Raw genomic sequence first — 24,360 nt, forward strand, 5'->3', positions numbered from 1 at the left:
TGCTGGGCATCCTGATGCACCCGGACAACCAGGACATGCCGTTCCCACTGGTGCTCACCGGCCCGCGCAGCGCCGCGGCTACATCGAGCAGTTGCACGCCTTCGTCGGCGCGACCCTGGGCGAGGCGGCGCAGCAGCGCTACCGCATCATCATCGACGACCCGGCGGAAGTGGCGCGGGAGATGAGCGACGGCCTGAAGCGGGTCCGGGCGTTCTCCGGCATCGTCGCCGGCAACGTGAAGGACCGTGGCATTCGCCTGATCGAGGAGTTCGGCCCATACGAGATCAACGGCGATGCGGCGATCATGGAGCCGCTGGATGCGTTGCTGCAGGCGTTCGTCGAGCAGCATCGGATGAAGCTGCCGGGCGGCGCGGCGTATGAGCCGTGCTATCGGGTGGTGCAGCGCGCCGGAGTCGCGGTCTAAGCCTCCCCGACTTTGCCGGCGATGCCTTGATCAGGTGTCCTGCGCCGCTTCGGTGTGTGCTGAGAAATTCTGTTTCGCCCACTCGGGCGACCTACTTTGGAAAGACCCAAAGTAGGCAAAGGTCTTGCCCCGACATCCGGTTTTTCGCTTCGCGAAAAATACCCTCGGTTCTTCGGAGTTTCAGGGGCCCGCCGCGAAGGGCCATCCCTGGCCCATCGCGGCTCTCGCGACATCCATGTCGCTCAACCCCTGAAACTCCGATCACCTTCGGCCTCCTGAAAGGGGCATTCCGGAGCGTGCGGATGTTTCTCTGGAAGGCTGCAGGAGCCAAAGCGTGAGTTGGGGGCGTATTCCCGTATGCGCGCATGGCGCGTTCCTGCACAGAGCAAAAAACAAAAAGCCCCGCCAGGATGCGGGGCTTTTTCATACGGGTCTTACATTCAGGAGAAGGCTTACAGATCGAAATCGTAGTCGGACAGCTGACGCTGCAGGCGACGTTCTTCGAGATAGTTGTCGATGATGCGGCGCTTGGTCAGGTTGGTCTTGGCGACCTCTGCTGCGGCTTCGGCGCCGTCATCGCTGTCGTCTGTGCTGACATCGTCCTCGAGTTCGAGGTCTTCTTTGTCGTTTGCCATTCGGTGCACTCCACAACACGGGGTGTGTTGGCGCCCCTTATAGCGACAAAGGACCGGGCGGTAAAAAAGATTTTTTCAATGAAGCTGAAGGATTTTTCCCATAACGCTCAATCGTCCGAGGTCTTGTGCTTGTACTCGCACAGGTCTTCGATCCGGCAACTGCCGCACTGAGGCTTGCGCGCCTTGCAAACGTAGCGCCCGTGCAGGATCAGCCAGTGGTGTGCGTCGAGCAGGTATTCCTTGGGTACGAACTTCAGCAGTTTCTTCTCGACTTCCAGCACATTCTTGCCCGGCGCTATCCCCGTGCGGTTGGCGACGCGGAAGATGTGGGTGTCCACCGCCATCGCCGGCTGCCGGAAGGCGGTATTGAGCACCACGTTGGCGGTCTTGCGGCCGACGCCGGGCAGGGCTTCGAGGTCTTCGCGATTGTCCGGCACCTGGCTGCCGTGCTTCTCGATGAGGATGCGGCAGGTCTCGATGACGTTCTTCGCCTTGCTGTTGTACAGGCCGATGGTCTTGATGTACTCCGACAGACCCTCCACGCCGAGGGCGTAGATGGCTTCCGGGGTATTGGCCACCGGGTAGAGCCTGGCCGTGGCCTTATTCACCCCGACGTCGGTGGCCTGGGCGGAGAGCACCACCGCGATCAGCAGCTCGAAGGGCGTGCTGTACGCCAGTTCGGTCTCGGGGTTGGGGTTGTCTTCTCGCAGTCGGCGGAAAATCTCCGCACGCTTGGCGGCGTTCATTCAATCACTCCGGTCACGCGGACGCGCTGGCGCTCGGTCGCGGGTACGTCGCCCGCCTGCGCCTTGGCGCGTTCCGCCAGGCTTTCATCGATACGGTTTTTCAGTGCGATCAGCAGGCCCAGCACCAGGAAGGCGCCGGGCGGCAGGATGGCCAGCAGGAAGCCCTGGTAGTTCGTGAACAGCTGGATCTTCCAGGCGGCCGCCGTCGGGCCGAACAGCAGGTTCATGCCGGCCAGCAGGGTGCCGTGGCCGAGCAGTTCGCGCAGCGTGCCCACCACCAGCAGCACCAGGGCGAAACCGGCGCCCATCACCAGGCCATCGAAGGCCGAGCGTGCCACGCTGTGACGCGAGGCGAAGGCTTCGGCGCGGCCGAGGATCACGCAGTTGGTGGTGATCAGCGGGATGAAGATGCCGAGGATCTGGTACAGCTCATAGGTCCAGGCCTGCATCAGCAGTTCGATGCAGGTGGTCAGCGCGGCGATGATCAGGACGAAGGCGGGCAGGCGCACGGCTTCGCTCACCGAACCACGGATCAGCGCCACGGCGGCGTTGGAGCAGGCCAGCACGAAGAGGGTCGCCAACCCCAGGCCGAGGGCGTTGACCATGGAGTTGCTGGTGCCCAGCAGCGGGCACAGGCCGAGCAGTTGCACCAGGCCCGGGTTGTTCTTCCACAGCCCCTGCAGGGCCAGTTCGCGGTAGCCGGGATCACTCATGGCTCTCTCCTGCGGCCGGTTGCGCGGCGGGCGCGAGCAGTTCGCCCTTGTGCGCGTCGAAGTATTGCAGCGCCTTGTGCGTGGCCTTTACCACCGCGCGCGGGGTGACGGTGGCGCCGGCGAACTGGTCGAACTGGCCGCCGTCCTTCTTCACCCGCCAGCCGGAATCCCCCGGATCGTTCAGCGAGCGACCGTCGAAGCCATGCAGCCAGTCGCTCTTGCCCAGCTCGATCTTGTCGCCCAGCCCCGGGGTTTCCTTGTGCGCCACGACGCGCACACCGAGCAGCCGGCCTTCGGCGGTGACGCCCACCAGCAGCTTAATGGAGCCGCTGTAGCCGTCCGGCGCAGTGGCCTGGAGGATCACGGCGGTGGCCTGGCCCTGACGGCGCGCGACGAAAGCGGGCGCGGGCTCGTTGCGGCCGAGCAGCTTGGGATCGAACGCCTCGACCTGGCTGTCCAGCGGGTGGTTGTCATAGCTGCCCGCCGGCAGCAGTTCCAGCAGGGCGCGGCCGCGTGCCTCGCGCTGGGCGTCGTCAATACGCTGCGCGGTGAACTGGTGGACCAGCGCCACCACGCCCACCGTGACCACGGCGAACAGGCCGAGCACCAGGGCATTCTTGAGCATCGAGCGGTTGGCGTCGGACATGTCAGTCCCCCACCTTGAAGCCGCGCTCGGGCTTCTTGTGCCCGTAGGTGCGCGGGCGCGTGTAGTAATCGATGGTCGGCGCGGCGAGGTTCATCAACAGTACGGCGAAGGCCACGCCGTCCGGGTAGCCGCCCCAGGCGCGGATCACGTAGGTGAGCACGCCGACACCGATGCCGAACACCAGGCGGCCACGGTTGCTGGTGGCGCAGGATACCGGGTCGGTGACGATGAAGAAGGCGCCGAGCATGGTCGCGCCGCTGAACAGATGCAGCAATGGTGAACCGTGGGAATCCGAGCCGGAACCGTTCCAGAACAGCAGGCCCATGACGAACAGCGCGCCGAGCATGCCCACCGGCGCGTGCCAGGTGAACAGCTTGCGCCAGAGCAGGAACAACCCGCCGGCGAGGAAGGCCAGGTTGACCAGCTCCATGCCGCGCCCGCCGAAGTGGCCGAAGGCGCTGGACTGCGCCACCAGTTCGTCCATGGTCAGGCTGTTGTTGTTGCGCACCACGTCCAGCACGGTGGCGCCAACCCAGGCGTCCGGCGTCTGGCTGGGGATGCCGAATATCTGCCGGAGCCCTTCGGCGAAGCCCAGCGCGCTGTCCGGCGACGGCCATTGGCTCATCTGCAGTGGGAAGGACACCAGCACCACTACGTAGCCGACCATTGCCGGGTTGAATGGGTTCTGCCCCAGGCCGCCATACAGGTGCTTGCCGAACACCAGGGCGAACACCGTGGCGATCCCGCTCAACCACCAGGGCGCATAGGGCGGCAGGGCGAGGGCGAGCAACACGGCGGTGACCAGCGCGCTGCCGTCCTTGAGGAAGAAGTCCAGCGGGCGGTTGCGCAGCTTGAGCATCGCTGCTTCGGTGGTCAGCGCGATCAGGCTGCACCAGAGCAGGTTGAACAGGGGGCCGATGCCGTACAGGCCGATCAGCACCAGGGCGCCCGGTGCGCAGGCGGCCAGCAGGGTCAGCATGACCTTCTGTGTGCGGTTGCTGCCGGTGGCGTGGGGCGAGGTGATTCGGGGCAGCTTCATCGGGATTCCTCACCGCTGGCATCGGCCACGGCGCGTTCGGCCGCCTGCAGGCGGGCGCGGGCGTTGGCCAGGGCGTCGTCGCCGGCGCCTTCGCGTTCGAGTTTCTTCAGGTCGGCGCGGGCGTAGGCCAGTTCGGTCTTGGCGGCGCGCAGGGCGGCGCTGACCGGGCGCTTGTCGGTACGCACCAATTCCGGCGGCGCCTTGCCGCTGGCGTCTTCGGCGGCGTGCAGGGCCTGTTCGGCTGCGGCCAGCGTCTGGCGCACCGAGGTCAGTTCCTCCTCGCAGGCGCCGTCGCGCTCGGCCTGGCGCAGGGCGTCGCGCTGGACCACGTAATCCTGCTTGGCCTGGCGCAAGGCGAGTACACCGTCGGTGGGTTCGCTGGTCTGCGGGGCAGGTGCGGCGGCGGATTGCAGCTCGCCCAGGCGCTGCTCGATGCGCTCGACGTCCTCGCGCAGGGCGGCGAGGGTGGCGCGTTGTTCGTCCGTGGGCGTCTCGCCGAAGGCCTTCTCGGATTTCTTCAGCTGGGCGCGGGCCATGGCGGCGTCGATCTTGGCTTTCTTCAACGCCGCTTCGTTATCGGCCGGGGCGGCGGCGGGCGCCGGTGCGGGGCTCGCATCCGCGGCTTCGGCGGCGGCCAGCGCCGTCTTGGCCTGCTCGGCAGCGCTGCGCAGTTCGGCGACCTGGGCGCGCAGCTGTTCGGTGTCGTGGGCGGCCAGTTGCTTCTCGGCCTTCTTCAGCGCGACCTGGGCCATGCTCGCGTCGATCTTCAACCGCTTGAGCTGGTCCGGCGCATTGCCTACGGCCTTTTCAGCCTTCACCCGTTCGATCACCGATTGGGCCGCCGGAGCCGTCGCTTCTACCTTGATCTCGTTCGCCTGCGCCTGTGCGGCGCGCTCCTGGCGGGCCAGGCGCTCGGCGGCGCGCTGTTCTTCCTCGCGGCGCAGGCGGTCCTGGCGCTGCTCGAAACGCAGGCGCGACTGTTCGGCCTTCAGCTGGCGCTGTTGCAGCTCACGGATATCGGCCTTGGCCGCGCGGTAGTACTGCACCAGCGGGATACTCGACGGGCAGACGTAGGCGCAGGCGCCGCACTCGATGCAGTCGAATAGGTTGTGCGCCTGCAACTGCTCGTGCTCTGCGCCCAGGGCGAAGTAGTGCAGCTGCTGCGGCAACAGGCTGGCGGGGCAGACCTGGGCGCAGTCGCCGCAACGGATGCACGGCATGGCCGGTGGTGGTGGCGGCAGTTCCGCGCGGCTGGCCGCCAGCAGGCAGTTGCTGGTCTTGATCAGCGGCACGTCCAGCGACGGCAGGCTGATGCCCATCAGCGGGCCGCCGAGGATCAGGCGGTCCAGCTTCGAACGGTCGAGGCCGGCGAAATCCAGCAGCTCACCCACTGGCGTGCCGAGCAGTGCTTCGACGTTGCACGGGCGCTCCAGGGCCGCGCCGGTCAGGGTGGTGATGCGCGAGATCAGCGGCCGCCCGCGAAGCACGGCGTCGGCCACGGCCACGGCGGTGCCGACGTTCACGCAGAGCATGCCGATATCCGCCGGCAGGCCGCCGGAGGGCACTTCGCGGCCAGTGAGAATCTGGATCAGCTGGCGTTCGCCGCCCGACGGATACCGGGTCGGGATCGCTGTCAGCGTGACGTTGCGTTCGCCGATGGCGGCCTGCACTGCGGCCAGGGCCTCGGGCTTGTTGTCCTCGATGCCGATCAGCACCTGATCGGGCTGCAGGATGTGCATGAGGATGTCGATGCCTTGCACCAGCTCTGCCGCGCGCTCGCGCATCAGCAGGTCGTCGGCGCTGATGTAGGGCTCACATTCGGCGCCGTTGATGACCAGGGTGTGCAGGTCGTCCTGCGGGCGCGTGGCCAGCTTGGCGGCGGTGGGGAAGCCGGCACCACCCAGCCCGGCGATGCCGGCGTGGCGGATGCGCTCCAGCAGTTCGACCGCGGAGAGAGACGCATACTCGGGGCAGGGCGCTAGCTCAGTCCATTCATCCTGACCGTCGCTGTCGATGACGATGGCCGACGCCGTCAGCCCGGAGGCGTGCGGGTAAGGCTGTTCGCCCAGCGCGACCACGGTGCCGGAGGTTGGCGCGTGCAGGGCGGCGCTGATGGCGCTGCCCGGCTCGGCGATGCGCTGGCCCTTGAGCACGCGCTGGCCGACTTCCACGCAGGGCCGCGCCGGCTCGCCGATATGTTGCTGCAGCGGCAGCACCAGCAGGCGTGGCAGCGGCGCTTGCTGGATCGGCGTTGCCGTGGACTGCTGCTTGTTCTCCGGCGGATGGATGCCACCGGGGAAGCTCCAGACCTGCGCATTCATGCTGCCTGCTCCCGATCGCTGGCGATCAGCCGGGTATCCGGCAGCGGCCATTTCCAGTCGCTGACGCGCACCGGCAGCTCGCGCATCTCGATGCAGTCCACCGGGCAGGGTTCCAGGCACAGGTCGCAGCCGGTGCATTCGTCGATGATCACCGTGTGCATCAGCTTGGCCGCGCCGACGATGGCGTCCACCGGGCAGGCGCGGATGCACTTGGTGCAGCCGATGCACTCGGCCTCGCGGATGTAGGCCACGCGTGGCGGGGTTTCCGCGGCGGCGTCCAGCGGCTGCGGCTCGACGTCCAGTAGGGCGGCGAGGGCGGCGATGGTGGCGGCGCCACCGGGCGGGCACTTGTTGATCGTGTCGCCCGCCGCGATGGCCTGGGCGTAGGGCTTGCAGCCGGCGTAGCCGCACTGACCGCACTGGGTCTGCGGCAGCAGGGCGTTGATCTGTTCGGCCACCGGGTCGCCTTCCACCTTCAGGCGCACCGCCGCATAGCCCAGCAGCGCGCCGCTGGCGAGGCAGAGCAGGGCGACGATGGCGACGGCGAGCAGCACCGCGCTCATGGCTTGAGCAACCCGGTGAAGCCCATGAAGGCCAGGGACATCAGCCCGGCGGTGATCATGCCGATGGCGGCGCCCTGGAACGGCTTGGGCACGTCGGCGATGGCGATGCGCTCACGCAGGGCGGCGAACAGCACCAGCACCAGGGAGAAACCCAGCCCCGCGCCGAAGCCCTGGAGGGTGGACTGCAGGAAACCGTATTCGGGCTTGTTGGCGTTGAGCAGCGCCACGCCCAGGACGATGCAGTTGGTGGTGATCAGCGGCAGGAAGATACCCAGCACCCGGTACAGCAGCGGACTGCTCTTCTTCACCAGCAGCTCGGTGAACTGCACCACCACGGCGATCACCAGGATGAAGCCGATGGTGCGCAGGAACTCCAGGTCCAGCGGTTGCAGCACATAGCGTTGCAGGATGTAGCTGCACACCGAGGCAAGGGTGAGGACGAAGGTGGTAGCCAGGGACAGGCCGATGGCGGTCTCGATCTTGCGCGACACGCCCATGAACGGGCACAGGCCGAGGAACTGCACCAGCACGAAGTTGTTGACCAGGATGGCGCTGACCAGGATCAGGGCAAGTTCGGTCATTGCCGGGCCCGCGTGGCTGGGCGCGAAGGGAGGCGATTCATGCTCGGATACCGGCGGTAAGCAGGTTGATGGCAGCGAGGGCGCATAGGTTATGTACAAGAAGCGAGGTGGACAATTGTAACTCCCGGAAATCGGTTGCGGGGCCGGGGCCGGCCGGAGGAGTATCTTTGCCCGTGGAATCAATCAGTTCCCTTCATGGAAGTTGCCATGCCCAGAAGCCTGCCCAGGAGTTTCATCGTCCTCTGTCTGCTGTTTTCCTGCGGCTTGGCCGCTGCAGCGCCGTTCACTACCGCCGACCTGGTCACCTGGCCGCGCATGGGCGTGGCCGATTTCGCCTGCCTGCTGGAACAGCGCACCGGGCAGGCCGATCCGCAGTTCAGTTGCGCCGCCAGCAAGCAGATGAGCAACTGGGGCGATGCCTGCAATGGCACGGACCTCAGCTATGCCGGCCCGCAGTTGCCGGCCGCGGCGGTGAGACAGTTGAATCCGCGCATCTCGGAGGTACAGCTGGACTGGGAATACGGTCGCCTGCAATCGGTGACGGTCACCTTCGACAAGCTTATGACGGCGGAGGAGGTGGCGGACATCTTCCCGGAGGTGAACCTGGAGGACGCCACCTCGCTGCCGAACCTGACCAACGCCTCGCTGCAGGACTGCGCGGCGGACAGCTCCTGTCTCTACCTGGAGGGCTTCGAGCACATGGGCGGCGGGGATGTGGACTGCGAGGTCGCTCAGTAGGTCATGCAGGCCGCGTTGAGCAATCCCACGCTGAGCGAAGCGCCGCCGAGCAGCACGCCGTGGGCGAGGGTGTTGCTGGCGATGCCGTCCTTGAGTTCTGGCATCAGGCGCGACAGACCGAGGAACACCAGCACCTGCACCAGCATGGCGATCACGCCCCAGACCAGCATGTCGATCAGGCTGACGCTGTGGGCGATGGCGCTGGAGAGCGGCAGGGCGAAGCCCAGCAGGGTGCCGACCAGGGCCGCCGCGGCGCTGATGTTGCCCTGGCGGATCAGCTGGATTTCCGCGTAGGGCGTCAGGCGCAGATAGAGGCTGGTGAACAGGCCGAACAAGCCGATGGCCGAGGCGAAGTAGGCGAGGAAGTTGGGCAGGGTCTGCAGCAGGTTCATGGCGGATTCTCAGACGAAATAGTGGGGAACGAAGCGGCTGCTGTCGCGGGTGATGGGGCTGGAGTCCTCACGGATGCCCAGGCCCGCGGCCTGGCCGTCGATCACCCAGCAGCCGAGCACAGCGTAGTTGCCGTCGTGGTTGGCCAGCGGTGCGTAGCCCTGGTAGATGCAGGGCGCGTCGGCGTGGGGGCCGTCGCTTTCCAGTTGCAGGTCGTCGGCGACGATGCGGATGTTCTCGCCCTCGCGCGAATACAGCGGCTTGCGCACGTAGGCGCCGGGGATGTCCTGGCGGTAGCTGGCCGGTAGTAGGTTGGGGTGCCTGGGGTTGAGCTTCCAGAGGATCGGCAGCATGGCCTTGCTCGACATCAGCAGCTTCCACGCCGGCTCCAGGAAGCGGATGCCGCTGCGTTCCAGGTGCTCGGCGAAGCTGTCCTGCAGCAGCCATTCCCAAGGGTAGAGCTTGAAGCAGTGGCGGATGTCCTGCTCGTACTGGTCGATGAAGGTGCCGCGCGCGGCGTGGTGGCCGATGAACTCCAGCGGCAGGTAGCGCGTCGGCAAGCCGGCCTGGTGCGCGGTGTCGAGCAGGTAGAGGACGTTGCCGGTGTCTTCCTCGTGGCCGTCGATGGCGGTGAAGTGCAGCAGGCCGTCCGGCGCGATGGCCTTCCAGCGTTCGATCAGCTTCTCGTGCAGCGAGTTGAACTGGTCAGCGGCCGGGTTCACGTCGTTCAGCCATTGCCACTGCACCACGCTGGCCTCCAGCAGGCCGGTGGGGGTGTCGGCGTTGTACTCCAGCATCTTCGGCGGGCCCTCGCCGTTCCAGGCGAAATCGAAGCGGCCGTAGAGGCTTGGGTCCTGACGCTGCCAGGAGCGGATGATTTCCTCACGGGCGCCCGGCGGCAGGCGGAAGGGCTCGAAGTGGCCGGTGCGGATCACCCACTCGACACATTCCAGGTAGCGCTGGTGCAGGTCCTCGCTGGCGGCCTCCAGCGTCTCGATCTGTTCGAGGCTGAACTCGTAGGCCACCGACTCGTCCCAGTAACGGCCGTCGATGCTGTGGAAGGTGAAGCCGACCGCCTCGCAGCGCTCGCGCCAGTCGGCGCGCGGCGTCATGGCCAGGCGGCGCATCAGCCACCCCCGGAGAAGCGGGCACCGGAGTGGCCGAAGCCACCGCGGGTGACCAACTGGCGCGACTGCACCTGGTAGGTCTGCGCGGTCTTCGGGCGCGAGCCTTCCTCGTAGCTCGGTCCGCGATAGCGGCCAGAGCTGCCGCTGTAGCCGCCGGAGCCGCCGCTGCTGGAGGGCTCGGGTTCGCAGGCGTTGGGCGTGGTGCCCCAGTCCTTCAGGCAGTCTTCGCGGTTGGCGTAGAGGTCGCGGTACACCGGGTTGTGGTGCAGCACGCTGTAGAGCACCCCGCCGGTGAGCAGGGTAGTGAAGACGAGATTGGATTTCTTCATGGTCGGGCGCCCAGGGCGCTGCGGGGAGGCAGCGTCGGCAGGTCCTTGCGCGTGCGTTGAGTCCTTGAGGGGGCGAGTCTAGCGATTATCCACCGCAGGCAGAAGTGATGCCTGTCGCACACGAAAACGCCGGCAATCCGCCGGCGTTTTCGTGGAGGCTAGGGTCTTACTTGACGCGCTGACCCGGCTTGGCGCCGCTGTCGGGGCTGAGCAGGTAGATCTCTTCACCGCCGGGGCCGGCAGCCAGGACCATGCCTTCGGAGATGCCGAACTTCATCTTGCGCGGGGCGAGGTTGGCCACGTACAGGGTCAGGCGGCCTTCGAGCTTGCTCGGGTCCGGGTAGGCGCTCTTGATGCCGGAGAACACGTTGCGCTTCTCGTCGCCGATGTCCAGGGACAGGCGCAGCAGCTTGTCGGCGCCTTCGACGAACTCGCACTTCTCGATCAGCGCGATGCGCAGGTCGACGGCGGCGAAGGCGTCGAAGTTGATTTCCGCGGCCAGCGGGTCTTTCACCAGTTCGCCATTACCGGCGGGCTTGTTGGCGGCGGCGAGGTCTTCCTTGGAGGCTTCGATCATGGCTTCGATTTTCGCGGGTTCGATACGGGTCATCAGCGGGTTGAACGGGTTCAGTTTGTGGTTGGCCAGCAGTTGCTCGTGGTCGGCCCACTTCAGCGGGGCGACGTTGAGGAAGGCTTCGGCGGCTTCGGCCAGCTTCGGCAGCACGGGCTTGAGGAAGATCACCAGCTGGCGGAACAGGTTCACACCCAGGGCGCAGATGGCCTGGACTTCATCCTGCTTGCCTTCCTGCTTGTTCAGCGACCAGGGCGCCTTGTCGGCGATCCAGGCGTTGGCCTGGTCGGCCAGGGCCATGATCTCGCGCATGGCGCGGCCGAAGTCACGGGCTTCATAGGCGGCGGCGATGCTCGGCGCGGCGCTGCGGAAGGACTCGACCAGCTCCGGCGCAGGGCTTGCGTCCACCAGCAGGCCGTTGTTGCCCTTGTGGATGAAGCCGGCGCAACGGCTGGCGATGTTGACCACCTTGCCGACCAGGTCGGAGTTGACCTTCTGCACGAAGTCCTCGAGGTTCAGGTCGAGGTCGTCCACGCCACGGCCCAGCTTGGAGGCGTAGTAGTAGCGCAGGTATTCCGGGTCCAGGTGGTCCAGGTAGGTGCGCGCCTTGACGAAGGTGCCGCGCGACTTGGACATCTTCTGGCCGTTGACGGTCAGGTAGCCGTGCACGTTCAGTGCGGTCGGCTTGCGGTAGCCGGCGCCTTCGAGCATGGCCGGCCAGAACAGCGCGTGGAAGTTGACGATGTCCTTGCCGATGAAGTGGTACAGCTCGGCGTCGGAGTCCTTCTTCCAGTAGGAATCGAAGTCCAGTTCCGGACGGCGCGCGCAGAGGTTCTTGAAGCTGGCCATGTAGCCGATCGGCGCGTCCAGCCAGACGTAGAAGTACTTGCCCGGCGCATCGGGGATCTCGAAGCCGAAGTACGGCGCGTCACGGCTGATGTCCCACTCCTGCAGGCCGGAATCCAGCCATTCGGCGATCTTGTTGGCCACCGACTCCTGCAGGGCGCCGCTGCGGGTCCACTGCTTGAGCATGGCGTCGAAGTCGGGGAGCTTGAAGAAGTAGTGCAGCGACTCCTTGAGCACCGGGGTGGCGCCGGAGATGGCGGACTTCGGGTCTTTCAGCTCGGTGGGCGAGTAGGTTGCGCCACAGGCTTCGCAGTTGTCGCCGTACTGGTCGGCGGTGCCGCACTTGGGGCAGGTGCCCTTGATGAAGCGGTCGGCCAGGAACATCTGCTTTTCCGGGTCGAAGTACTGGGTTACCGGACGAGTGGCGATGTGGCCGGCTTCGCGCAGCTTCACGTAGATGGCCGACGACAGCTCGCGGTTCTCGTCCGAGTGGGTCGAGTAGTAGTTGTCGAAGTTCACCTGGAAGTCGGCGAAGTCGGCCATGTGCTCGGCGCGCACGGCGTCGATCAACTGCTCGGAGGTAATGCCTTCGCGCTCGGCGCGCAGCATGATGGCCGAGCCGTGGGCGTCGTCCGCGCACACGTACACCGCCTGGTTGCCACGCATCTTCTGGAAACGCACCCAGATGTCGGTCTGGATGTACTCCAGCATGTGACCCAGGTGGATCGAACCATTGGCGTAGGGCAGGGCGCTGGTGACGAGGATCTTGCGGGCTTCGGACATGATGATCGGCCGTTCCGGTTAAAACGAGGGAATCGGCAACTATATAGGGGCGGGGCGAAATTTTCATCCGTAGGCCGCTTGGGAGTAAGCCCGGGCCGCTCCTGCGACCGATGACCCCGAGCAAGGCCGCGACGAGAGGCGTAAGATACCCGCCCATTCTGCTCAGTCTTTCATCGGGAGTACCCATGGGCGCCGCCAACCGAGCCACGGTAGAAAACCTTCTCCGCCAGATCACCGATCCCCACACCGGCCAGAACCTGATGGACGCCGGCTACCTGCGCGAGCTGGACATCCAGGGCGGGCGCGTCTCGCTGACCCTGGAGCTGGGCTACGCCGCCGGCCTGTTCAGGAACGGCCTGGCGCAGACCGTGCAGATGGCCCTGGAAGCGCTGGACGGCGTCGATTCGGCCCAGGTCAAGGTGGAAACCCATATTGCCGCGCACAAGGCCCAGGCCCAGGTGCCGGGCATGAGCAACGTGAAGAACATCATCGCCGTGGCCTCCGGCAAGGGCGGCGTGGGCAAGTCCACAACCGCCGCCAACCTCGCGCTGGCGCTGGCCCGCGAAGGCGCCAAGGTCGGTATCCTCGATGCGGACATCTACGGCCCCAGCCAGGGCATCATGTTCGGCATCCCCGAAGGCACCCGGCCGAAGATTCGCGACCAGAAGTGGTTCATCCCGCTGGAAGCCCACGGCGTCGAGGTCATGTCCATGGCCTTCCTCACCGACGACAACACTCCGGTGGTCTGGCGCGGCCCGATGGTTTCCGGCGCGCTGATCCAGCTGATCACCCAGACCGCCTGGAACGACCTGGATTACCTGGTCATCGATATGCCGCCGGGCACCGGCGACATCCAGCTGACCTTGGCGCAGAAGGTCCCGGTGGCCGGCTCGGTGATCGTCACCACCCCGCAGGACCTGGCCCTGCTCGACGCCAAGAAGGGCGTGGAGATGTTCCGCAAGGTCAACATCCCGGTGCTGGGCGTGGTGGAGAACATGGCCGTGCACATCTGCTCCAACTGCGGCCATGCCGAGCACCTGTTCGGCGAGGGCGGCGGCGAGAAGCTGGCGGCCCAGTACGGCGTCGAGCTGCTGGCCTCGTTGCCGCTGTCCATGGCCATCCGCATGCAGGCCGACGGCGGCAAGCCCACCGTGATCGCCGATCCGGAAAGCCAGCTGGCGATGATCTACCAGGAAATGGCGCGCTGCGTCGGCGCCCGCATCGCCCTGAGCGAGAAGGCCGCGCCGGCAATGCCGAACATTTCCATCAGCGACGACTGAAGACGCGACGGTGCCGCTTGGCGCGCCCCTTTGCCGGGCGGCGCGCCTGTCGGTAAGATTCGCGCTTCTTTTTCCATCCGCCTTACAGGACGCTCGCCATGACCATCAAATCGGACAAGTGGATTCGCCGCATGGCTCTGGAGCACGGCATGATCGAGCCGTTCGTCGAGCGCCAGATTCGCGGTGCCGATGACAGCCGGGTGATCTCCTACGGTGTCTCCAGCTACGGCTACGACGTGCGTTGCGCTGCCGAATTCAAGGTGTTCACCAACATCCATTCGGCCGTGGTCGACCCGAAGAACTTCGACGAGAAGAGCTTCGTGGACATCAACAGCGACGTCTGCATCATCCCCCCGAACTCCTTCGCCCTGGCCCGCACCGTCGAGTACTTCCGCATTCCGCGCGATGTGCTGACCATCTGCCTGGGCAAGAGCACCTACGCGCGCTGCGGCATCATCGTCAACGTGACCCCGCTGGAACCCGAGTGGGAAGGGCACGTGACCCTGGAGTTCTCCAACACCACCAACCTGCCGGCGAAGATCTACGCCCATGAAGGTGTGGCGCAGATGCTGTTCCTGCAGTCGGACGAAGCCTGCGAGGTTTCGTACAAGGATCGCGGCGGCAAGTACCAGGGCCAGACCGGTGTGACTCTGCCGAAGGCCTGATAACTCCGCAGTGCATGAAAAACCGGGCCCTGGCCCGGTTTTTTGTTGCCTGTGATTTGTTCCGCGTAAGCCAATTGGCTTCGACTGGGAGCGCATGCGCCAGGCCCAACAGGGGGAGACCCGTAGGAGCAACTGTCTTCGTCTGGGGGAGTCCGTGCCGATGCATCCCCCTCATCCCAGCCCTCTCCCACAGGGAGAGGGAGCAGTCCGAGCCGACTGACGCCTAGGTTTCATCCTGCGCCGAACGGTCCCCTCTCCCTCTGGGAGAGGGTGAGGGCCAACCCGAGCGCAGATATATCTCGTAGGCGGCTATTTCAGGTTGCCGCTGAGGAACTGCCGGAGCCGTTCGCTCTTCGGCTTGCCCAGCACCTCCTGTGGCGGGCCCTGTTCCTCGACGCGGCCCTGGTGGAGGAACAGCACCTGGCTGGACACCTCGCGGGCGAAGGCCATTTCGTGGGTCACCAGGATCATGGTGCGGCCTTCCTCGGCCAGCGCCTTGATGACCTTGAGCACCTCGCCGACCAGCTCCGGGTCGAGCGCCGAGGTGGGCTCGTCGAACAGCATGATTTCCGGCTCCATCGCCAGCGCGCGGGCGATGGCCACGCGCTGCTGCTGGCCGCCGGAGAGGAAGGCCGGGTACTTGTCGATCACCTGCGCCGGCAGGCCCACCTTGCTCAGGTAGTTGCGCGCACGGTCCTCGGCTTCCTTGCGCTCCACGCCCAGCACACGGCGCGGCGCCAGGGTGACGTTCTCCAGCACGGTCAGATGGCTCCACAGGTTGAAGTGCTGGAACACCATCGCCAGGCGCGTGCGGATGCGCTGCAGTTGCGCCTGGTCGGCGACGCGCATGCCGCCAGGACCGGGCAGCATGCGGACTTCCTCGCCGTCGAGGATCATCCGGCCCTCGTCGGGCTGTTCGAGGAAGTTGATGCAGCGCAGGAAGGTGCTTTTGCCCGAGCCGCTGGCGCCGATCATGCTCACCACGTCACCGGTCCTGGTTTCCAGGGATACGCCCTTGAGCACTTCGTTGTCGCCGTAGCGCTTGTGCAGCGAGTCGATCTTCAGTGTGGTCATGCGGGCCTCAGGAGTGCGACACGGGGGTGGCGTTGGGCTGGAGGTCAGCCATGGCTGGGACCGAGGAAGGCCAGCCAGCGCCGTTCGGCCAGGCGGAACAGCCCGACCAGGGTGAAGGAGGTCACCAGGTAGAGCATCGCGGCGATGCCGAAGGACTGGAAGGACAGGAAGGTCGCGGCGTTGGCGTCGCGGGCGATCTTCATCAGGTCCGGCACGGTGGCGGTGAAGGCCACGGTGGTGGAGTGCAGCATGAGGATCACTTCATTGCTGTAGTACGGCAGCGCGCGGCGCAGCGCCGAGGGCATGATCACGTAGCGGTACAGCCGCCAGCCGCTCAGGCCGTAGGCATGGGCGGCCTCGACTTCTCCGTGGGCGATGTTGCGGATGGCGCCGGCGAAGATTTCCGTGGTGTAGGCGCAGGTGTTCAGGGCGAAGGCCAGCAGGGTGCAGTTCAGGCCGTTGCGGAAGAAGGCGTCGAGCACCGGCTGCTCGCGCACCGCCGCCAGGCTGTAGATGCCCGTGTAGCAGACCAGCAGCTGGATATACAGCGGCGTGCCGCGGAACACGTAGGTGTAGAACTGCACCGGCCAGCGCACCAGCGGGTTGCGCGAAACGCGGGCGATGGACAGGGGAATGGCGAAGGTGAAACCGAAGGCGATGGACACCACCAGCAGCCAGAGCGTCATGGCCAGGCCGGTGATGTGGTAGCCGTCGGTCCAGAGGAAGGCTTTGCCGTACTGCTGCAGCAATTCGATCATCGCAGGGCCTCGCGCACGCCGATGGCATAACGGCGCTCAAGGGCGTTGAGCACGAAATTGGACAGGGTGGTGAAGACCAGGTAGATCACCGCCGCCACCATCAGGAAGAAGAACAGCCGGTAGCTGCTCTTGCCGGCGTCCTGCGCGGCGCGGACCACGTCGGAGAGGCCGATGATGGAGACCAGCGCGGTGGACTTGATCAGCACCATCCAGTTGTTGCCCAGGCCCGGCAGGGCGAAGCGCATCAGTTGCGGGAAGAGCACGAAGCGGAAGCGCTGGGCCCGGCTCAGGCCGAAGGCGCTGGCCGCTTCCAGCTGGCCGCGCGGCACCGCGAGGATGGCGCCGCGGAAGGTTTCGGTGAAGTAGGCGCCGTAGATGAAGCCCAGGGTGATCACGCCGGCGCTGAAGGGATCGATCTCGATGTATTCCCATTCCATGTAGTCGGTGAGATCGGCCAGCCAGGTCTGCAGGCTGTAGAAGATCAGCAGCATCAGTACCAGGTCGGGGACGCCGCGAATGAGTGTGGTGTACAGGATCGCCGGGAAGCGCAGCAGTCTGGAGCCGGAGAGCTTGGCGCTGGCGCCGATCAGGCCGAGCAGGACCGACAGCAGCAGTGAGCAGATCGATAGCTTGACGGTCATCCAGGTGCCATCCAGCAGGATCGCCCCGTAGCCCTTGAGGCTGATGCTTTCGAGGAATGCCTGGAGCATGCGCGCAGCGCTCCCGTGATGCGGCCGTTGCCGTAACGGACCCGCCCCGGCCGGTGGGGGCGAGCCCGTTCGGGGCGGATCAGTCGTTGTAGATGTCGAGGTCGCCGAAGTATTTCTTCTGCAGCTTGTCGTAGGTGCCGTCGTCGTGAATGGCCTTGATGCCCTTGTTCAGCATCGCGCGCAGCTCGTCGTTACCCTTGCGGATGCCGATGGCGATGTCCGCCGGCATCAGCGGGTCGTGCACCGGCTTGCTGATCTCGAAGCCCTTGCCCTGGTCGGTGGTGAGGAAGCCCTGCTCGGCCTGCAGGAGGTCCTGCAGCGAGGCGTCCAGGCGGCCGGACACCAGGTCGGAGTAGACCTGATCCTGGTTCTGGTAGCTCTTCACGTTGACGCCGGCCGGTTCCAGCCTGGTCTTGGCGAAGGTCTCCTGGATGGTGCCTTGTTCCACGCCCACGGTCTTGCCCTTGAGCGAGTCGGCGGTGGGTTCCAGGCCTGCCCCTTTTTTACTGATCATCGCCGAGGGGCCGGTGAAGAGTTTGTCGCTGAAGTCGATTTCCTTCTTGCGCGCTTCGGTGACGGTCATCGAGGAGATCACGCCGTCGAACTTGCGCGCTTTCAGGCCGGGGATCATGCCGTCGAAGTCGTTGGGCATCCACACGCACTTGACCTTCAGGTGCGCGCAGATGGCATTGCCCAGGTCGATGTCGAAGCCGACCAGGCTGCCGTCCGGGGCCTTGGACTCGAAGGGGGCGTAGGAAGGGTCGGTGGCGAAGCGGATTTCCTTCCACTCCTTGGCTTGCAGGGCGCCGGCGCTGGCCATCAGGACCAGGGCGGAGAGAGTCAACCAGGCTTTTTTCATCGAATGGAATCCTTAGAGGTTGGTCAAGCAGGTGGAAATGACGGAAACACCTGTGCAACAGCGCAAGGACAGCAATTTTCGAACCAGGCACGGGGCGGCGGACGCCAGCGATGGGAGAGGGATGACGGACGCGGTCCTGCAAAAGGTATAGCAGCGGCAACTCCGGCTTGCGCACCTGGCTGGTGCGAGGGAGTGAGGCGTCGGGTAACGGGATGGTGCGCGGCGGAAAAAAGAAAGGCACCCGAAGGTGCCTGAAAATGATCATGGAGTAAGTCGACTGTTCTGATTCCTGGGTGGGATACAAGTTCCCGACCCCGGAGAAATTTTTCAGCCGATTACTTGCCCGGTACCAGTGTCAGACGCTTCACACCGTAGACCTTGTCCAGGTTCTGCGACTGGAAGGGGAAGCTCATGTAGTTGCCCTTCAGCCAGGCATCGATGCCGTCGGCGTAGTGCGGGCTGGCCGGATTGCCGGACTGGCCGCTGCTGTTGAGGCCCATCATCGGCTCGCTCTGGCCGAAGTCGACGACGATGCGCATGGCCGGGATCAGCCAGGTGTCGAAGTCCTGGCCCCAGTGGTAGGCGGCGACGTTCAGCGTGGTGTGGTCGCCGCCGGCTGGGTAGGGGCCACGGTCCAGGTAGCCCTTGATCGCACCCAGGCTGGCGCGCTCGCTGGCGCTCAGGTTCGGCGCCATCTTGGTGCTGTCGCTGACCCACTCGTAGGTGTGCAGCTTGCCCCACTGCCAGGCGCGGCGGTCGCTGCCCATCTTCTGTTCGCAGAAGGTCGTGGCGGCGGCCAGGCTGCGGGCGAGGATCGCCGGCTTGTCTTCCTTCTGCGGGGTGCGGGTGTCATCCCAGAACGGACTGTCGTCGCGGCCCAGCAGGTGGTCGGCCTGGGCCGAATAGGACAGGTTGGCGTTCTCCACGAAGGCCTTCCAGGAGGGGCTGTCTTCCGGGCCGAGTTCGTCGAGGAAGATTTGCTTGCTGCTTTCCTGCAGGAAGGCTTCGTACAGGGCCGCATCCGAGGATGTCGCGGCCAGCTTGCCGTCGAACGCCATGATGCGGTCGAGCGCTTCGCGGGCGCGGGCTCGCTGGTCATCGGGCAGCGCGTCGATGGCCTTCTTCAGCGGCTGCGCCATGCCCGGTGCGTCCAGCATCGACTGCAGCTTGCCGGCAAAGGGCGTGGTCTGGTCGTACTGCATGGCGATCATGCTGCGGTAGTCGTGGCTCTTGCTGGCGCCGGCGAGCTGGGCGATGCGCTCGTAGCGCTCCGGGTAGTACCAGGAGCTGGACAGCTGGGCGCCGTAACCGGGCTGCACGCTGCGGTGGTTGGCGGTGCCCAGCCAGCCTTGCATCGGGTCCTGGTCGGACGGATGCAGGATCGGATCGGCGTAGCCGTCCCAGTCGTAGCGGCCGTCCCAGCCGGGGAGGGCAGCAGGCCGCGACCTTCCTTGCGGTTGGGGAAGCGCCCGGTGACCTGCCAGCCAATGTGCTTCTCGTCGGCGAACAGGATGTTCAGCGCCATCGCGCGGACGTCGCGGGTGGCGTCGAATGCCTGCTCGACGCTCTTGGCGCGGGACAGGTCGAAGAAGGCATCGAGGGTGCGGTCGGACTCGCCCTGGATGCTCTGGTAGGCGATGCCATAGCCGCTGGACAGCGGCAGCGGTTGCAGGTCGTGCTTGCGCTCGCCCAGGGCGCTGTTGAGCAGCGGGCCGTGGCGGGTCTCGTAGATGGTCTCGCGGACCGGGCTCTGGCCCTTGATGAAGAAGGTCTCGTTGCGCTCGATGGCCGGCTTCCACTGGCCGTCGGCGAGGTAGTAGAGCTTGCTGCCCTGACGCTTCACCTGTTCCAGGAACAGGTCCTGGTTGTCGCCCATGACCATGGTCATGCCCCAGGCCAGCTTGCCGTTGAAGCCAGCCACCACGCCCGGTACGCCGGCGATGGAAACACCGGCGGCGCTGAATTTTGGCGAGCGGATCTGCACGTAGTTCCACACCGAGGGCATGGACAACGGCAGGTGGGTGTCGTTGGCCAGGAGGCTCTTGCCGCTGCGGCTGCGCTGCGGGGCGATGGCCCAGTTGTTGGAGGCGGCAACGCCCATCATCTGTAGTGCGGCGATCTGGCCGGCGGCGCGGTCCAGGGCGTCGAGGCCGGCGATTTTCCCTTCCAGGCGCAGGCCCTTGAGCTTCTCGGCCTCTTCGAAGGGCAGCGGCTCGTCGGGATAGATCGGCGTCAGCCAGGGCAGTTTGTCGGCACCGACCTTCTGCGCCAGTACCAGGGAGGCGATTTCTTCCTGCAGGTTCACCGCCAGGCCGAAGTTCAGCAGGCTGAAGACCAGCGCGGAGTCTTCCGGCTTCCAGTACTCAGGACGGTAGCCGGACTCGGCCAGGTCCATCGGCAGCTTGTCGCGGTAGCGGAACAGGTAGGCGTTGACGCCGCGCGCGTAGGTCTCGAAGAAGCGCTTGATGCGCGGCGAGGAGCCGGCATAAAGGGCATCAGCGGCTTTCTTCAGGTTCACCGTGCGCATGAAACGGTCGGTTTCCAGCGCGCCGGGGCCGACCATTTCCGACAGGCGCCCCTGGGCCATCAGACGCAGGCCGACCATCTGGCTGATGCGGTCGCTGGCGTGCACATAGCCCAGGGTGAACAGCGCGTCGTGGAAGTTGCTGCTCTCGATCAGCGGCATCCCTAAGCTGTTGCGGCGGATCGATACGTTGTCCGCCAGGCCCTTGATCGGCTGCACGCCGCTGGTCGGCGTCACGCTGTCGGCGTAGTGGTCGTTCAGCCAGCTCTGGCAGCCGGCGAGGCTGACGGCGGCGCTGAGGGTGGCGGCAAGGCCGAAGCTGGGAAGCCGGCGGAAGGCTCGCGGGGCCATGAAGGGCGTGCTCCTGCACAAAAGGGTCGCGGGAAAGGCGCTACGTTAGTGAGCTGGCGATGGGCGCGCAAGCCACGCACGGCGGGATTTGCGGCGGCCGACATTTAGTTGAGGCGGACAGAGGAAAAGTTGGAGCGGACAGCAGAAGGCCCGCGCTGGGCGGGCCTTCTACGGGAGCGTCAAAGCGCGCTTCAGGCGCCGTGGCACTTCTTGAACTTGTTGCCGCTGCCGCAGGGGCATGGATCGTTGCGGCCCACGTCCTTGAGCGGGTTGCGCACCGGCTCGTGGCTGTGGTTGCAGTGCGGGCCGTGCACGTGACCGTGATCATGGTGGTGGTCATGATCGTGGTCGTGGTTGCAGTTCGGACCGTGTACGTGGGGTTCCTGGCTCATGGTGAAGCTCACTCGGGGATGAAATCGCCGGGAATTATCTCGCCATTGCGGGCAATGTGCACGCTCTGTCCGAACAGCAGGCCAGTCTTCACCTCGCCGTCGAGGCGGTAGCGGATCGGCTTGTCGGGATCTTCCAGCAGCTTGACGATGTACTTCATGTGCCGCCAGAGGTTGGTGGTCACCGGGACTTCGAAGGTCTCGTGGCCGTTGGCCGGCACTGTGAACCAGTTATTCGACTCGCCTTCGGCCAGGTCGATATCGTTCAGCTTGACCTTGTAGGCCAGGCCGCGAACCGGAAGGCTGAAATCATTCGGGTTGTCGATGCGGAAATGCAGGATGAATTCCTGCTCCAGCAGGCGGGCTTTCACCACGTCGACCTTCTGCAGCTTCACGTCGGGCTGCTGGAAGTCGCCAGCCATCCAGCCGCAGCCGGAAACGAGGCTGACCAGCCAGAACAGGCTGAGAATTCTTATCATTTGCGCCTGATAATTCATGTCTATCCCCCAGGATGCCCCAGTGTACCAAGCACCTGCTCGGCTGCAAGTTGTTGTTAGGTTAAAAAAAGCTGCACCATACTGGCCAAATGTAACCGGCGGGTTAACACAGGAGAGTGAAGATGAGCCGCTATGAGATCGCCTTTTCCGGGCGGACCGTACCGGGTGCCCAGCTCGACGGCGTGAAGGCCAACCTGGCCCGGCTGTTCCAGGCCGATGCGCAGCGCATCGAGCTGCTGTTCTCCGGCCGGCGCATGGTGATCAAGAACAACCTGGATGCGGAGGCGGCGGAGAAGTACCGCAGCGTGATCGAGCGCGCCGGCGCCATCGTCGAGGTGGTGGACATGGACGCGCCGATCGAGGAGATCGAGCTGGCGCCGCCGCCGGCTGCCGATCCTCAGCAGCCTGCAGCGCCGGGGCGCCTGCAGGTTGCGCCGCGTGACGGGTACATGGCGGCGTTCGCCGATGTCGAGGCGCTGGACTTCGGTCTCGCGCCGGTGGGCGCCGACCTGCAGGACGACAAGCCCGAAGTCCCGGCGCCGAGCGTGGACCTCAGCCAGTTCAGCCTGGCGCCGGTCGGCAGCGACATGGGCCAGGCCAAGGCGGAGCCGGCAGGTCCCGCACCGGACACCAGCCATCTCAAGCTGGCGGACTGATCAGTCGCCCTGCTGCGGATCGTCCTTGTAGACGAACTTGGGCATTTCCCAGCGGAAGCGGATCGCCAGCATGCGGAACAGGAAGCCGGCGAACAGGGTGATCAGCATGGCCTGCTCCTTGGGCAGGTCGATCTGCAGGCAGATCAGGTAGCACCAGGCACTGGCGAAGGAGACGCTGGCGTACAGCTCGCGGCGGAAGATCAGCGGCACGTCGTTGCAGAAGATGTCCCGCAGGATGCCGCCGAAGACCCCGGTGATCACGCCGCTGACCGCGGCGATCAGCAGGCTGTGGCCCATCTCCAGGCTGACCTGGCAGCCGATCAGGGTGAAGGCCACCAGGCCTACGGCGTCCAGCGCGAGGAACAGCGAGCGCAGGTGGCGCATCAGCGGGGCGATGAATACGGTGACCAGCGCTGCGGCTGCGGTGAGTGCCAGGTACTCCGGATGGCGCACCCAGGTCAGCGGGTAGTGGCCCAGCAGCATGTCGCGCACCGAGCCGCCGCCCAGGGCGGTGACGCAGGCCACCAGCACCACGCCGAACAGGTCCATGCTGCGGCGGCCGGCGGAAAGCGCGCCGGTCATGGCTTCGGCGGTGATAGCGATGATGTAGAGAACGGTCAGCAGCATGGCAAGGTCCGGCAGGGGAAACCGGTGCGGCGAACGGCCGCCGCCCCGAAAAAGGCGCGGATTCTAGCCGAGACGCCTGCCGGCCCCAAGTAGGGCGCCTTCACACCTTAGTCGGGGCCGGGGCATCGGGCGCACATCCGCGAACGGCCGCACGCCCTGCGCTTCATCATTCGATCCAGGGGCCACAGCATTTCTTCAGCTTGCCGCCGGCGCCACAGGGGCAGGGATCGTTGCGCCCCAGCTTCATTGGCACGGTTGGATCGAGGAAATACCAGCGGCCCTCGCGCTGGACGAAGCCCGAGCACTCGCGGTGGCTATGCTCGCCGTTGCTGTCGTGCCAGCGGGCGACGAAGGTGACCCGCGCGTGCTCGGGCTGACCGCCGAGCACCTCATGGCTCTCCACCTCCAGGCCGAGCCAGGTGCTGCCCAGGCTCCAGGCGCGAATGGCGTCCAGGTCCAGGCCCTGCTGCTGGGCCGGCAGGGTGGTGTCGCGCAGGTAATCCACCAGGCCCAGCGCATAGGCGCTGTAGCGCGAGCGCATCAGGGCTTCGGCGGTGGGGGCGGCAACGCCGGCATGGAAGCGTCCGCAGCACTCGGTCAGCGGACGGCCGCTACCGCAGGGGCAGGTCGGTTCGATCATGGTCACCACCAGTACTTGCCGAAGTTTTCCGGGTTGGCCCAGAACTGGGACACAGGTGGCTGCAGGCCAAGCGTCGCGGGCTTCATGGCGGTCCTCAAAGTGTTCTGGCGACACGAAGGTTACACCATCGGTGCCGGTTCGCGAGGAGCACAAGGGACTCGGAGGGCCGTCCGGGGTAATTCATCCCGTGTGAGCTTTCGAGATCGCTTCGCGATGGGAGCGCTGTAGCCAGAAGTGTCGATGGAACCAGTCCGCAAGGCATGGCCGGCAGAATATGGTCAGAAGCAGTTGTATTGGTAAGGGGGCGGTTTTGTAAAGCTATTTACAATTCCGAAGAAGCAGATCAAAGAGGATGTCCGCGATCAATTTTACTGCTAAGGATAATGGAAGTGGTGGTCTTTGCAACGCCTTCTAGACTTCCAATTTGATCTAAAATTTGATCAAGGCGCTCAGGCGAGTTTGCACGTAACCAGGCAACATAGTCGAACTCGCCGCTAACAGCACACAGTTGTTCTACCTCTGACATTGCACTTAGTCGCTTTACAACATCCTTTCCTGATCGCGAGTGGACGGTGATCCCGACGTAAGCTTGTAAACCACCATCCAGCAACTGCTGCCCTAGGCGAACTCCATATCCAGTGATGATTTTGGCACTTTCAAGTTTGGATAGCCGCGAGTTAACAGTTGTGCGGGCGATGCCTAGATTTCGGGCAAGGACAGCCACGGTTTCACGGGCATTTATCTTCAGGGCTGCAATGAGCTGAAGATCAATCTCATCAAGGGTGGCCGGACGCAATTCGGACATGGGCGGTCAGTCTCATGTTTGAAGAATACACGGGTATGTATTGTCTTTGCCGGTTACGTTTGATTCTTGAGTC

Annotated in this window: 25 protein-coding genes and 2 pseudogenes; 5 read left to right on the top strand and 22 right to left on the bottom strand. The window is 65.3% G+C overall.

Annotated features, from left to right (window positions below):
- Positions 1 to 5: 5 nt before the first annotated feature.
- Positions 6 to 424: pseudogene (locus tag O6P39_RS06730) on the top strand (pyrimidine/purine nucleotide monophosphate nucleosidase domain-containing protein); the annotation flags it as partial.
- A gap of 452 nt (positions 425 to 876) precedes the next feature.
- On the opposite strand, the gene O6P39_RS06735 reads toward O6P39_RS06730, so the two are convergent.
- The 8 genes from O6P39_RS06735 to rsxA form a co-directional block, all read right to left on the bottom strand.
- Positions 877 to 1,059 carry a hypothetical protein gene (locus O6P39_RS06735; RefSeq protein ID WP_207885198.1) on the bottom strand — a complete coding sequence of 61 codons (183 nt, stop codon included), beginning with the start codon at positions 1,057 to 1,059 and terminating at the stop codon, positions 877 to 879.
- A gap of 107 nt (positions 1,060 to 1,166) precedes the next feature.
- Positions 1,167 to 1,805, bottom strand: coding sequence for an endonuclease III (nth, locus tag O6P39_RS06740; RefSeq protein WP_275610620.1), 639 nt, complete (start codon positions 1,803 to 1,805; stop codon positions 1,167 to 1,169).
- The gene (locus O6P39_RS06745) at positions 1,802 to 2,518 is read right to left on the bottom strand and encodes an electron transport complex subunit E (protein ID WP_275610621.1); all 717 of its coding nucleotides are present in this window, start codon (positions 2,516 to 2,518) and stop codon (positions 1,802 to 1,804) included. The genes nth and O6P39_RS06745 overlap by 4 nt, the downstream gene beginning before the upstream one ends.
- Positions 2,511 to 3,164: an electron transport complex subunit RsxG gene (gene rsxG / locus O6P39_RS06750; protein WP_275610622.1), complete on the bottom strand. Its 654-nt coding sequence runs from the start codon at positions 3,162 to 3,164 to the stop codon at positions 2,511 to 2,513. Before rsxG ends, O6P39_RS06745 begins: the two co-directional genes overlap by 8 nt.
- Position 3,165: 1 nt before the next feature.
- A complete protein-coding gene (locus O6P39_RS06755) occupies positions 3,166 to 4,203 on the bottom strand; it encodes an RnfABCDGE type electron transport complex subunit D (protein ID WP_275610623.1) in 1,038 nt (345 codons plus the stop codon).
- Positions 4,200 to 6,524, bottom strand: a complete 2,325-nt coding sequence (rsxC, locus tag O6P39_RS06760) for an electron transport complex subunit RsxC (protein WP_275610624.1) — start codon at positions 6,522 to 6,524, stop codon at positions 4,200 to 4,202. The genes O6P39_RS06755 and rsxC overlap by 4 nt, the downstream gene beginning before the upstream one ends.
- The gene (gene rsxB / locus O6P39_RS06765; RefSeq protein ID WP_275610625.1) at positions 6,521 to 7,087 is read right to left on the bottom strand and encodes an electron transport complex subunit RsxB; all 567 of its coding nucleotides are present in this window, start codon (positions 7,085 to 7,087) and stop codon (positions 6,521 to 6,523) included. The genes rsxC and rsxB overlap by 4 nt, the downstream gene beginning before the upstream one ends.
- Entirely contained in the window at positions 7,084 to 7,668 is a 585-nt protein-coding gene (gene rsxA, locus O6P39_RS06770) for an electron transport complex subunit RsxA (RefSeq protein ID WP_207885191.1), read from the bottom strand. Before rsxA ends, rsxB begins: the two co-directional genes overlap by 4 nt.
- Positions 7,669 to 7,875: 207 nt before the next feature.
- Between rsxA and O6P39_RS06775 the strand changes: the two genes are divergently transcribed.
- Complete coding sequence (locus O6P39_RS06775) at positions 7,876 to 8,406, top strand: hypothetical protein (RefSeq protein WP_275610626.1); 531 nt, start codon at positions 7,876 to 7,878, stop codon at positions 8,404 to 8,406.
- On the opposite strand, the gene O6P39_RS06780 is transcribed toward O6P39_RS06775, so the two are convergent.
- The 4 genes from O6P39_RS06780 to metG all read right to left on the bottom strand — a co-directional run bounded on the left by O6P39_RS06780 (position 8,400) and on the right by metG (position 12,452).
- Positions 8,400 to 8,798 carry a DUF350 domain-containing protein gene (locus O6P39_RS06780; protein ID WP_275610627.1) on the bottom strand — a complete coding sequence of 133 codons (399 nt, stop codon included), beginning with the start codon at positions 8,796 to 8,798 and terminating at the stop codon, positions 8,400 to 8,402. The genes O6P39_RS06775 and O6P39_RS06780 overlap by 7 nt on opposite strands.
- 9 nt (positions 8,799 to 8,807) lie before the next feature.
- Complete coding sequence (locus O6P39_RS06785) at positions 8,808 to 9,923, bottom strand: glutathionylspermidine synthase family protein (RefSeq protein WP_275610628.1); 1,116 nt, start codon at positions 9,921 to 9,923, stop codon at positions 8,808 to 8,810.
- Complete coding sequence (locus tag O6P39_RS06790) at positions 9,923 to 10,252, bottom strand: hypothetical protein (RefSeq protein ID WP_275610629.1); 330 nt, start codon at positions 10,250 to 10,252, stop codon at positions 9,923 to 9,925. The genes O6P39_RS06785 and O6P39_RS06790 overlap by 1 nt, the downstream gene beginning before the upstream one ends.
- A 166-nt stretch (positions 10,253 to 10,418) precedes the next feature.
- Positions 10,419 to 12,452, bottom strand: coding sequence for a methionine--tRNA ligase (gene metG / locus O6P39_RS06795; RefSeq protein ID WP_275610630.1), 2,034 nt, complete (start codon positions 12,450 to 12,452; stop codon positions 10,419 to 10,421).
- A 185-nt stretch (positions 12,453 to 12,637) separates the two neighbouring features.
- Between metG and apbC the strand changes: the two genes are divergently transcribed.
- Positions 12,638 to 13,732, top strand: coding sequence for an iron-sulfur cluster carrier protein ApbC (gene apbC, locus O6P39_RS06800; protein ID WP_275610631.1), 1,095 nt, complete (start codon positions 12,638 to 12,640; stop codon positions 13,730 to 13,732).
- Between the two features lie 98 nt (positions 13,733 to 13,830).
- Complete coding sequence (dcd, locus tag O6P39_RS06805; protein ID WP_153917269.1) at positions 13,831 to 14,397, top strand: dCTP deaminase; 567 nt, start codon at positions 13,831 to 13,833, stop codon at positions 14,395 to 14,397.
- A 309-nt stretch (positions 14,398 to 14,706) separates the two neighbouring features.
- Here dcd and O6P39_RS06810 read toward each other — a convergent pair whose 3' ends face one another.
- The 7 genes and pseudogenes from O6P39_RS06810 to O6P39_RS06845 all read right to left on the bottom strand — a co-directional run bounded on the left by O6P39_RS06810 (position 14,707) and on the right by O6P39_RS06845 (position 21,559).
- The gene (locus O6P39_RS06810; protein WP_275610632.1) at positions 14,707 to 15,471 is read right to left on the bottom strand and encodes an ATP-binding cassette domain-containing protein; all 765 of its coding nucleotides are present in this window, start codon (positions 15,469 to 15,471) and stop codon (positions 14,707 to 14,709) included.
- A gap of 44 nt (positions 15,472 to 15,515) precedes the next feature.
- The gene (locus O6P39_RS06815; protein ID WP_275610633.1) at positions 15,516 to 16,229 is read right to left on the bottom strand and encodes an ABC transporter permease; all 714 of its coding nucleotides are present in this window, start codon (positions 16,227 to 16,229) and stop codon (positions 15,516 to 15,518) included.
- Positions 16,226 to 16,939, bottom strand: coding sequence for an ABC transporter permease (locus tag O6P39_RS06820; RefSeq protein ID WP_275610634.1), 714 nt, complete (start codon positions 16,937 to 16,939; stop codon positions 16,226 to 16,228). The genes O6P39_RS06815 and O6P39_RS06820 overlap by 4 nt, the downstream gene beginning before the upstream one ends.
- A gap of 79 nt (positions 16,940 to 17,018) precedes the next feature.
- Positions 17,019 to 17,798 carry an ABC transporter substrate-binding protein gene (locus O6P39_RS06825; RefSeq protein WP_275610635.1) on the bottom strand — a complete coding sequence of 260 codons (780 nt, stop codon included), beginning with the start codon at positions 17,796 to 17,798 and terminating at the stop codon, positions 17,019 to 17,021.
- A 335-nt stretch (positions 17,799 to 18,133) separates the two neighbouring features.
- Positions 18,134 to 20,673, bottom strand: a pseudogene (locus tag O6P39_RS27325) (penicillin acylase family protein).
- A 191-nt stretch (positions 20,674 to 20,864) separates the two neighbouring features.
- Positions 20,865 to 21,065, bottom strand: a complete 201-nt coding sequence (locus tag O6P39_RS06840; RefSeq protein ID WP_207885179.1) for an SEC-C metal-binding domain-containing protein — start codon at positions 21,063 to 21,065, stop codon at positions 20,865 to 20,867.
- Positions 21,066 to 21,073: 8 nt separating this feature from the next.
- On the bottom strand, positions 21,074 to 21,559 hold the full coding sequence (locus tag O6P39_RS06845; protein ID WP_275610636.1) for an LEA type 2 family protein: 486 nt from the start codon (positions 21,557 to 21,559) through the stop codon (positions 21,074 to 21,076).
- A gap of 122 nt (positions 21,560 to 21,681) precedes the next feature.
- On the opposite strand from O6P39_RS06845, the gene O6P39_RS06850 reads away from it, so the two are divergent.
- The gene (locus O6P39_RS06850; protein ID WP_275610637.1) at positions 21,682 to 22,215 is read left to right on the top strand and encodes a hypothetical protein; all 534 of its coding nucleotides are present in this window, start codon (positions 21,682 to 21,684) and stop codon (positions 22,213 to 22,215) included.
- Here the strand turns inward: O6P39_RS06850 and O6P39_RS06855 are convergent, their stop codons facing one another.
- The 3 genes from O6P39_RS06855 to O6P39_RS06865 form a co-directional block, all read right to left on the bottom strand.
- Complete coding sequence (locus O6P39_RS06855) at positions 22,216 to 22,842, bottom strand: trimeric intracellular cation channel family protein (protein WP_152221280.1); 627 nt, start codon at positions 22,840 to 22,842, stop codon at positions 22,216 to 22,218. It abuts the gene before it with no gap.
- Positions 22,843 to 23,008: 166 nt separating this feature from the next.
- Positions 23,009 to 23,482, bottom strand: coding sequence for a YchJ family protein (locus tag O6P39_RS06860; RefSeq protein ID WP_275610638.1), 474 nt, complete (start codon positions 23,480 to 23,482; stop codon positions 23,009 to 23,011).
- Positions 23,483 to 23,825: 343 nt separating this feature from the next.
- Positions 23,826 to 24,287 (bottom strand): Lrp/AsnC family transcriptional regulator, encoded by a 462-nt coding sequence (locus O6P39_RS06865; RefSeq protein ID WP_275610639.1) that lies wholly within the window; start codon positions 24,285 to 24,287, stop codon positions 23,826 to 23,828.
- Positions 24,288 to 24,360 lie beyond the last annotated feature (73 nt).

This window comes from Pseudomonas sp. PSE14 (assembly GCF_029203285.1).
GTDB lineage: Bacteria > Pseudomonadota > Gammaproteobacteria > Pseudomonadales > Pseudomonadaceae > Pseudomonas.

Bases quoted from the DNA above. Each gene is read 5' to 3' on its own strand.
- O6P39_RS06735 (WP_207885198.1), bottom strand. From the start codon at position 1,059: ATGGCAAACGACAAAGAAGACCTCGAACTCGAGGACGATGTCAGCACA.
- nth (WP_275610620.1), bottom strand. From the start codon at position 1,805: ATGAACGCCGCCAAGCGTGCGGAGATTTTCCGCCGACTGCGAGAAGAC.
- O6P39_RS06745 (WP_275610621.1), bottom strand. From the start codon at position 2,518: ATGAGTGATCCCGGCTACCGCGAACTGGCCCTGCAGGGGCTGTGGAAG.
- rsxG (WP_275610622.1), bottom strand. From the start codon at position 3,164: ATGTCCGACGCCAACCGCTCGATGCTCAAGAATGCCCTGGTGCTCGGC.
- O6P39_RS06755 (WP_275610623.1), bottom strand. From the start codon at position 4,203: ATGAAGCTGCCCCGAATCACCTCGCCCCACGCCACCGGCAGCAACCGC.
- rsxC (WP_275610624.1), bottom strand. From the start codon at position 6,524: ATGAATGCGCAGGTCTGGAGCTTCCCCGGTGGCATCCATCCGCCGGAG.
- rsxB (WP_275610625.1), bottom strand. From the start codon at position 7,087: ATGAGCGCGGTGCTGCTCGCCGTCGCCATCGTCGCCCTGCTCTGCCTC.
- rsxA (WP_207885191.1), bottom strand. From the start codon at position 7,668: ATGACCGAACTTGCCCTGATCCTGGTCAGCGCCATCCTGGTCAACAAC.
- O6P39_RS06775 (WP_275610626.1), top strand. From the start codon at position 7,876: ATGCCCAGAAGCCTGCCCAGGAGTTTCATCGTCCTCTGTCTGCTGTTT.
- O6P39_RS06780 (WP_275610627.1), bottom strand. From the start codon at position 8,798: ATGAACCTGCTGCAGACCCTGCCCAACTTCCTCGCCTACTTCGCCTCG.
- O6P39_RS06785 (WP_275610628.1), bottom strand. From the start codon at position 9,923: ATGCGCCGCCTGGCCATGACGCCGCGCGCCGACTGGCGCGAGCGCTGC.
- O6P39_RS06790 (WP_275610629.1), bottom strand. From the start codon at position 10,252: ATGAAGAAATCCAATCTCGTCTTCACTACCCTGCTCACCGGCGGGGTG.
- metG (WP_275610630.1), bottom strand. From the start codon at position 12,452: ATGTCCGAAGCCCGCAAGATCCTCGTCACCAGCGCCCTGCCCTACGCC.
- apbC (WP_275610631.1), top strand. From the start codon at position 12,638: ATGGGCGCCGCCAACCGAGCCACGGTAGAAAACCTTCTCCGCCAGATC.
- dcd (WP_153917269.1), top strand. From the start codon at position 13,831: ATGACCATCAAATCGGACAAGTGGATTCGCCGCATGGCTCTGGAGCAC.
- O6P39_RS06810 (WP_275610632.1), bottom strand. From the start codon at position 15,471: ATGACCACACTGAAGATCGACTCGCTGCACAAGCGCTACGGCGACAAC.
- O6P39_RS06815 (WP_275610633.1), bottom strand. From the start codon at position 16,229: ATGATCGAATTGCTGCAGCAGTACGGCAAAGCCTTCCTCTGGACCGAC.
- O6P39_RS06820 (WP_275610634.1), bottom strand. From the start codon at position 16,939: ATGCTCCAGGCATTCCTCGAAAGCATCAGCCTCAAGGGCTACGGGGCG.
- O6P39_RS06825 (WP_275610635.1), bottom strand. From the start codon at position 17,798: ATGAAAAAAGCCTGGTTGACTCTCTCCGCCCTGGTCCTGATGGCCAGC.
- O6P39_RS06840 (WP_207885179.1), bottom strand. From the start codon at position 21,065: ATGAGCCAGGAACCCCACGTACACGGTCCGAACTGCAACCACGACCAC.
- O6P39_RS06845 (WP_275610636.1), bottom strand. From the start codon at position 21,559: ATGAATTATCAGGCGCAAATGATAAGAATTCTCAGCCTGTTCTGGCTG.
- O6P39_RS06850 (WP_275610637.1), top strand. From the start codon at position 21,682: ATGAGCCGCTATGAGATCGCCTTTTCCGGGCGGACCGTACCGGGTGCC.
- O6P39_RS06855 (WP_152221280.1), bottom strand. From the start codon at position 22,842: ATGCTGCTGACCGTTCTCTACATCATCGCTATCACCGCCGAAGCCATG.
- O6P39_RS06860 (WP_275610638.1), bottom strand. From the start codon at position 23,482: ATGATCGAACCGACCTGCCCCTGCGGTAGCGGCCGTCCGCTGACCGAG.
- O6P39_RS06865 (WP_275610639.1), bottom strand. From the start codon at position 24,287: ATGTCCGAATTGCGTCCGGCCACCCTTGATGAGATTGATCTTCAGCTC.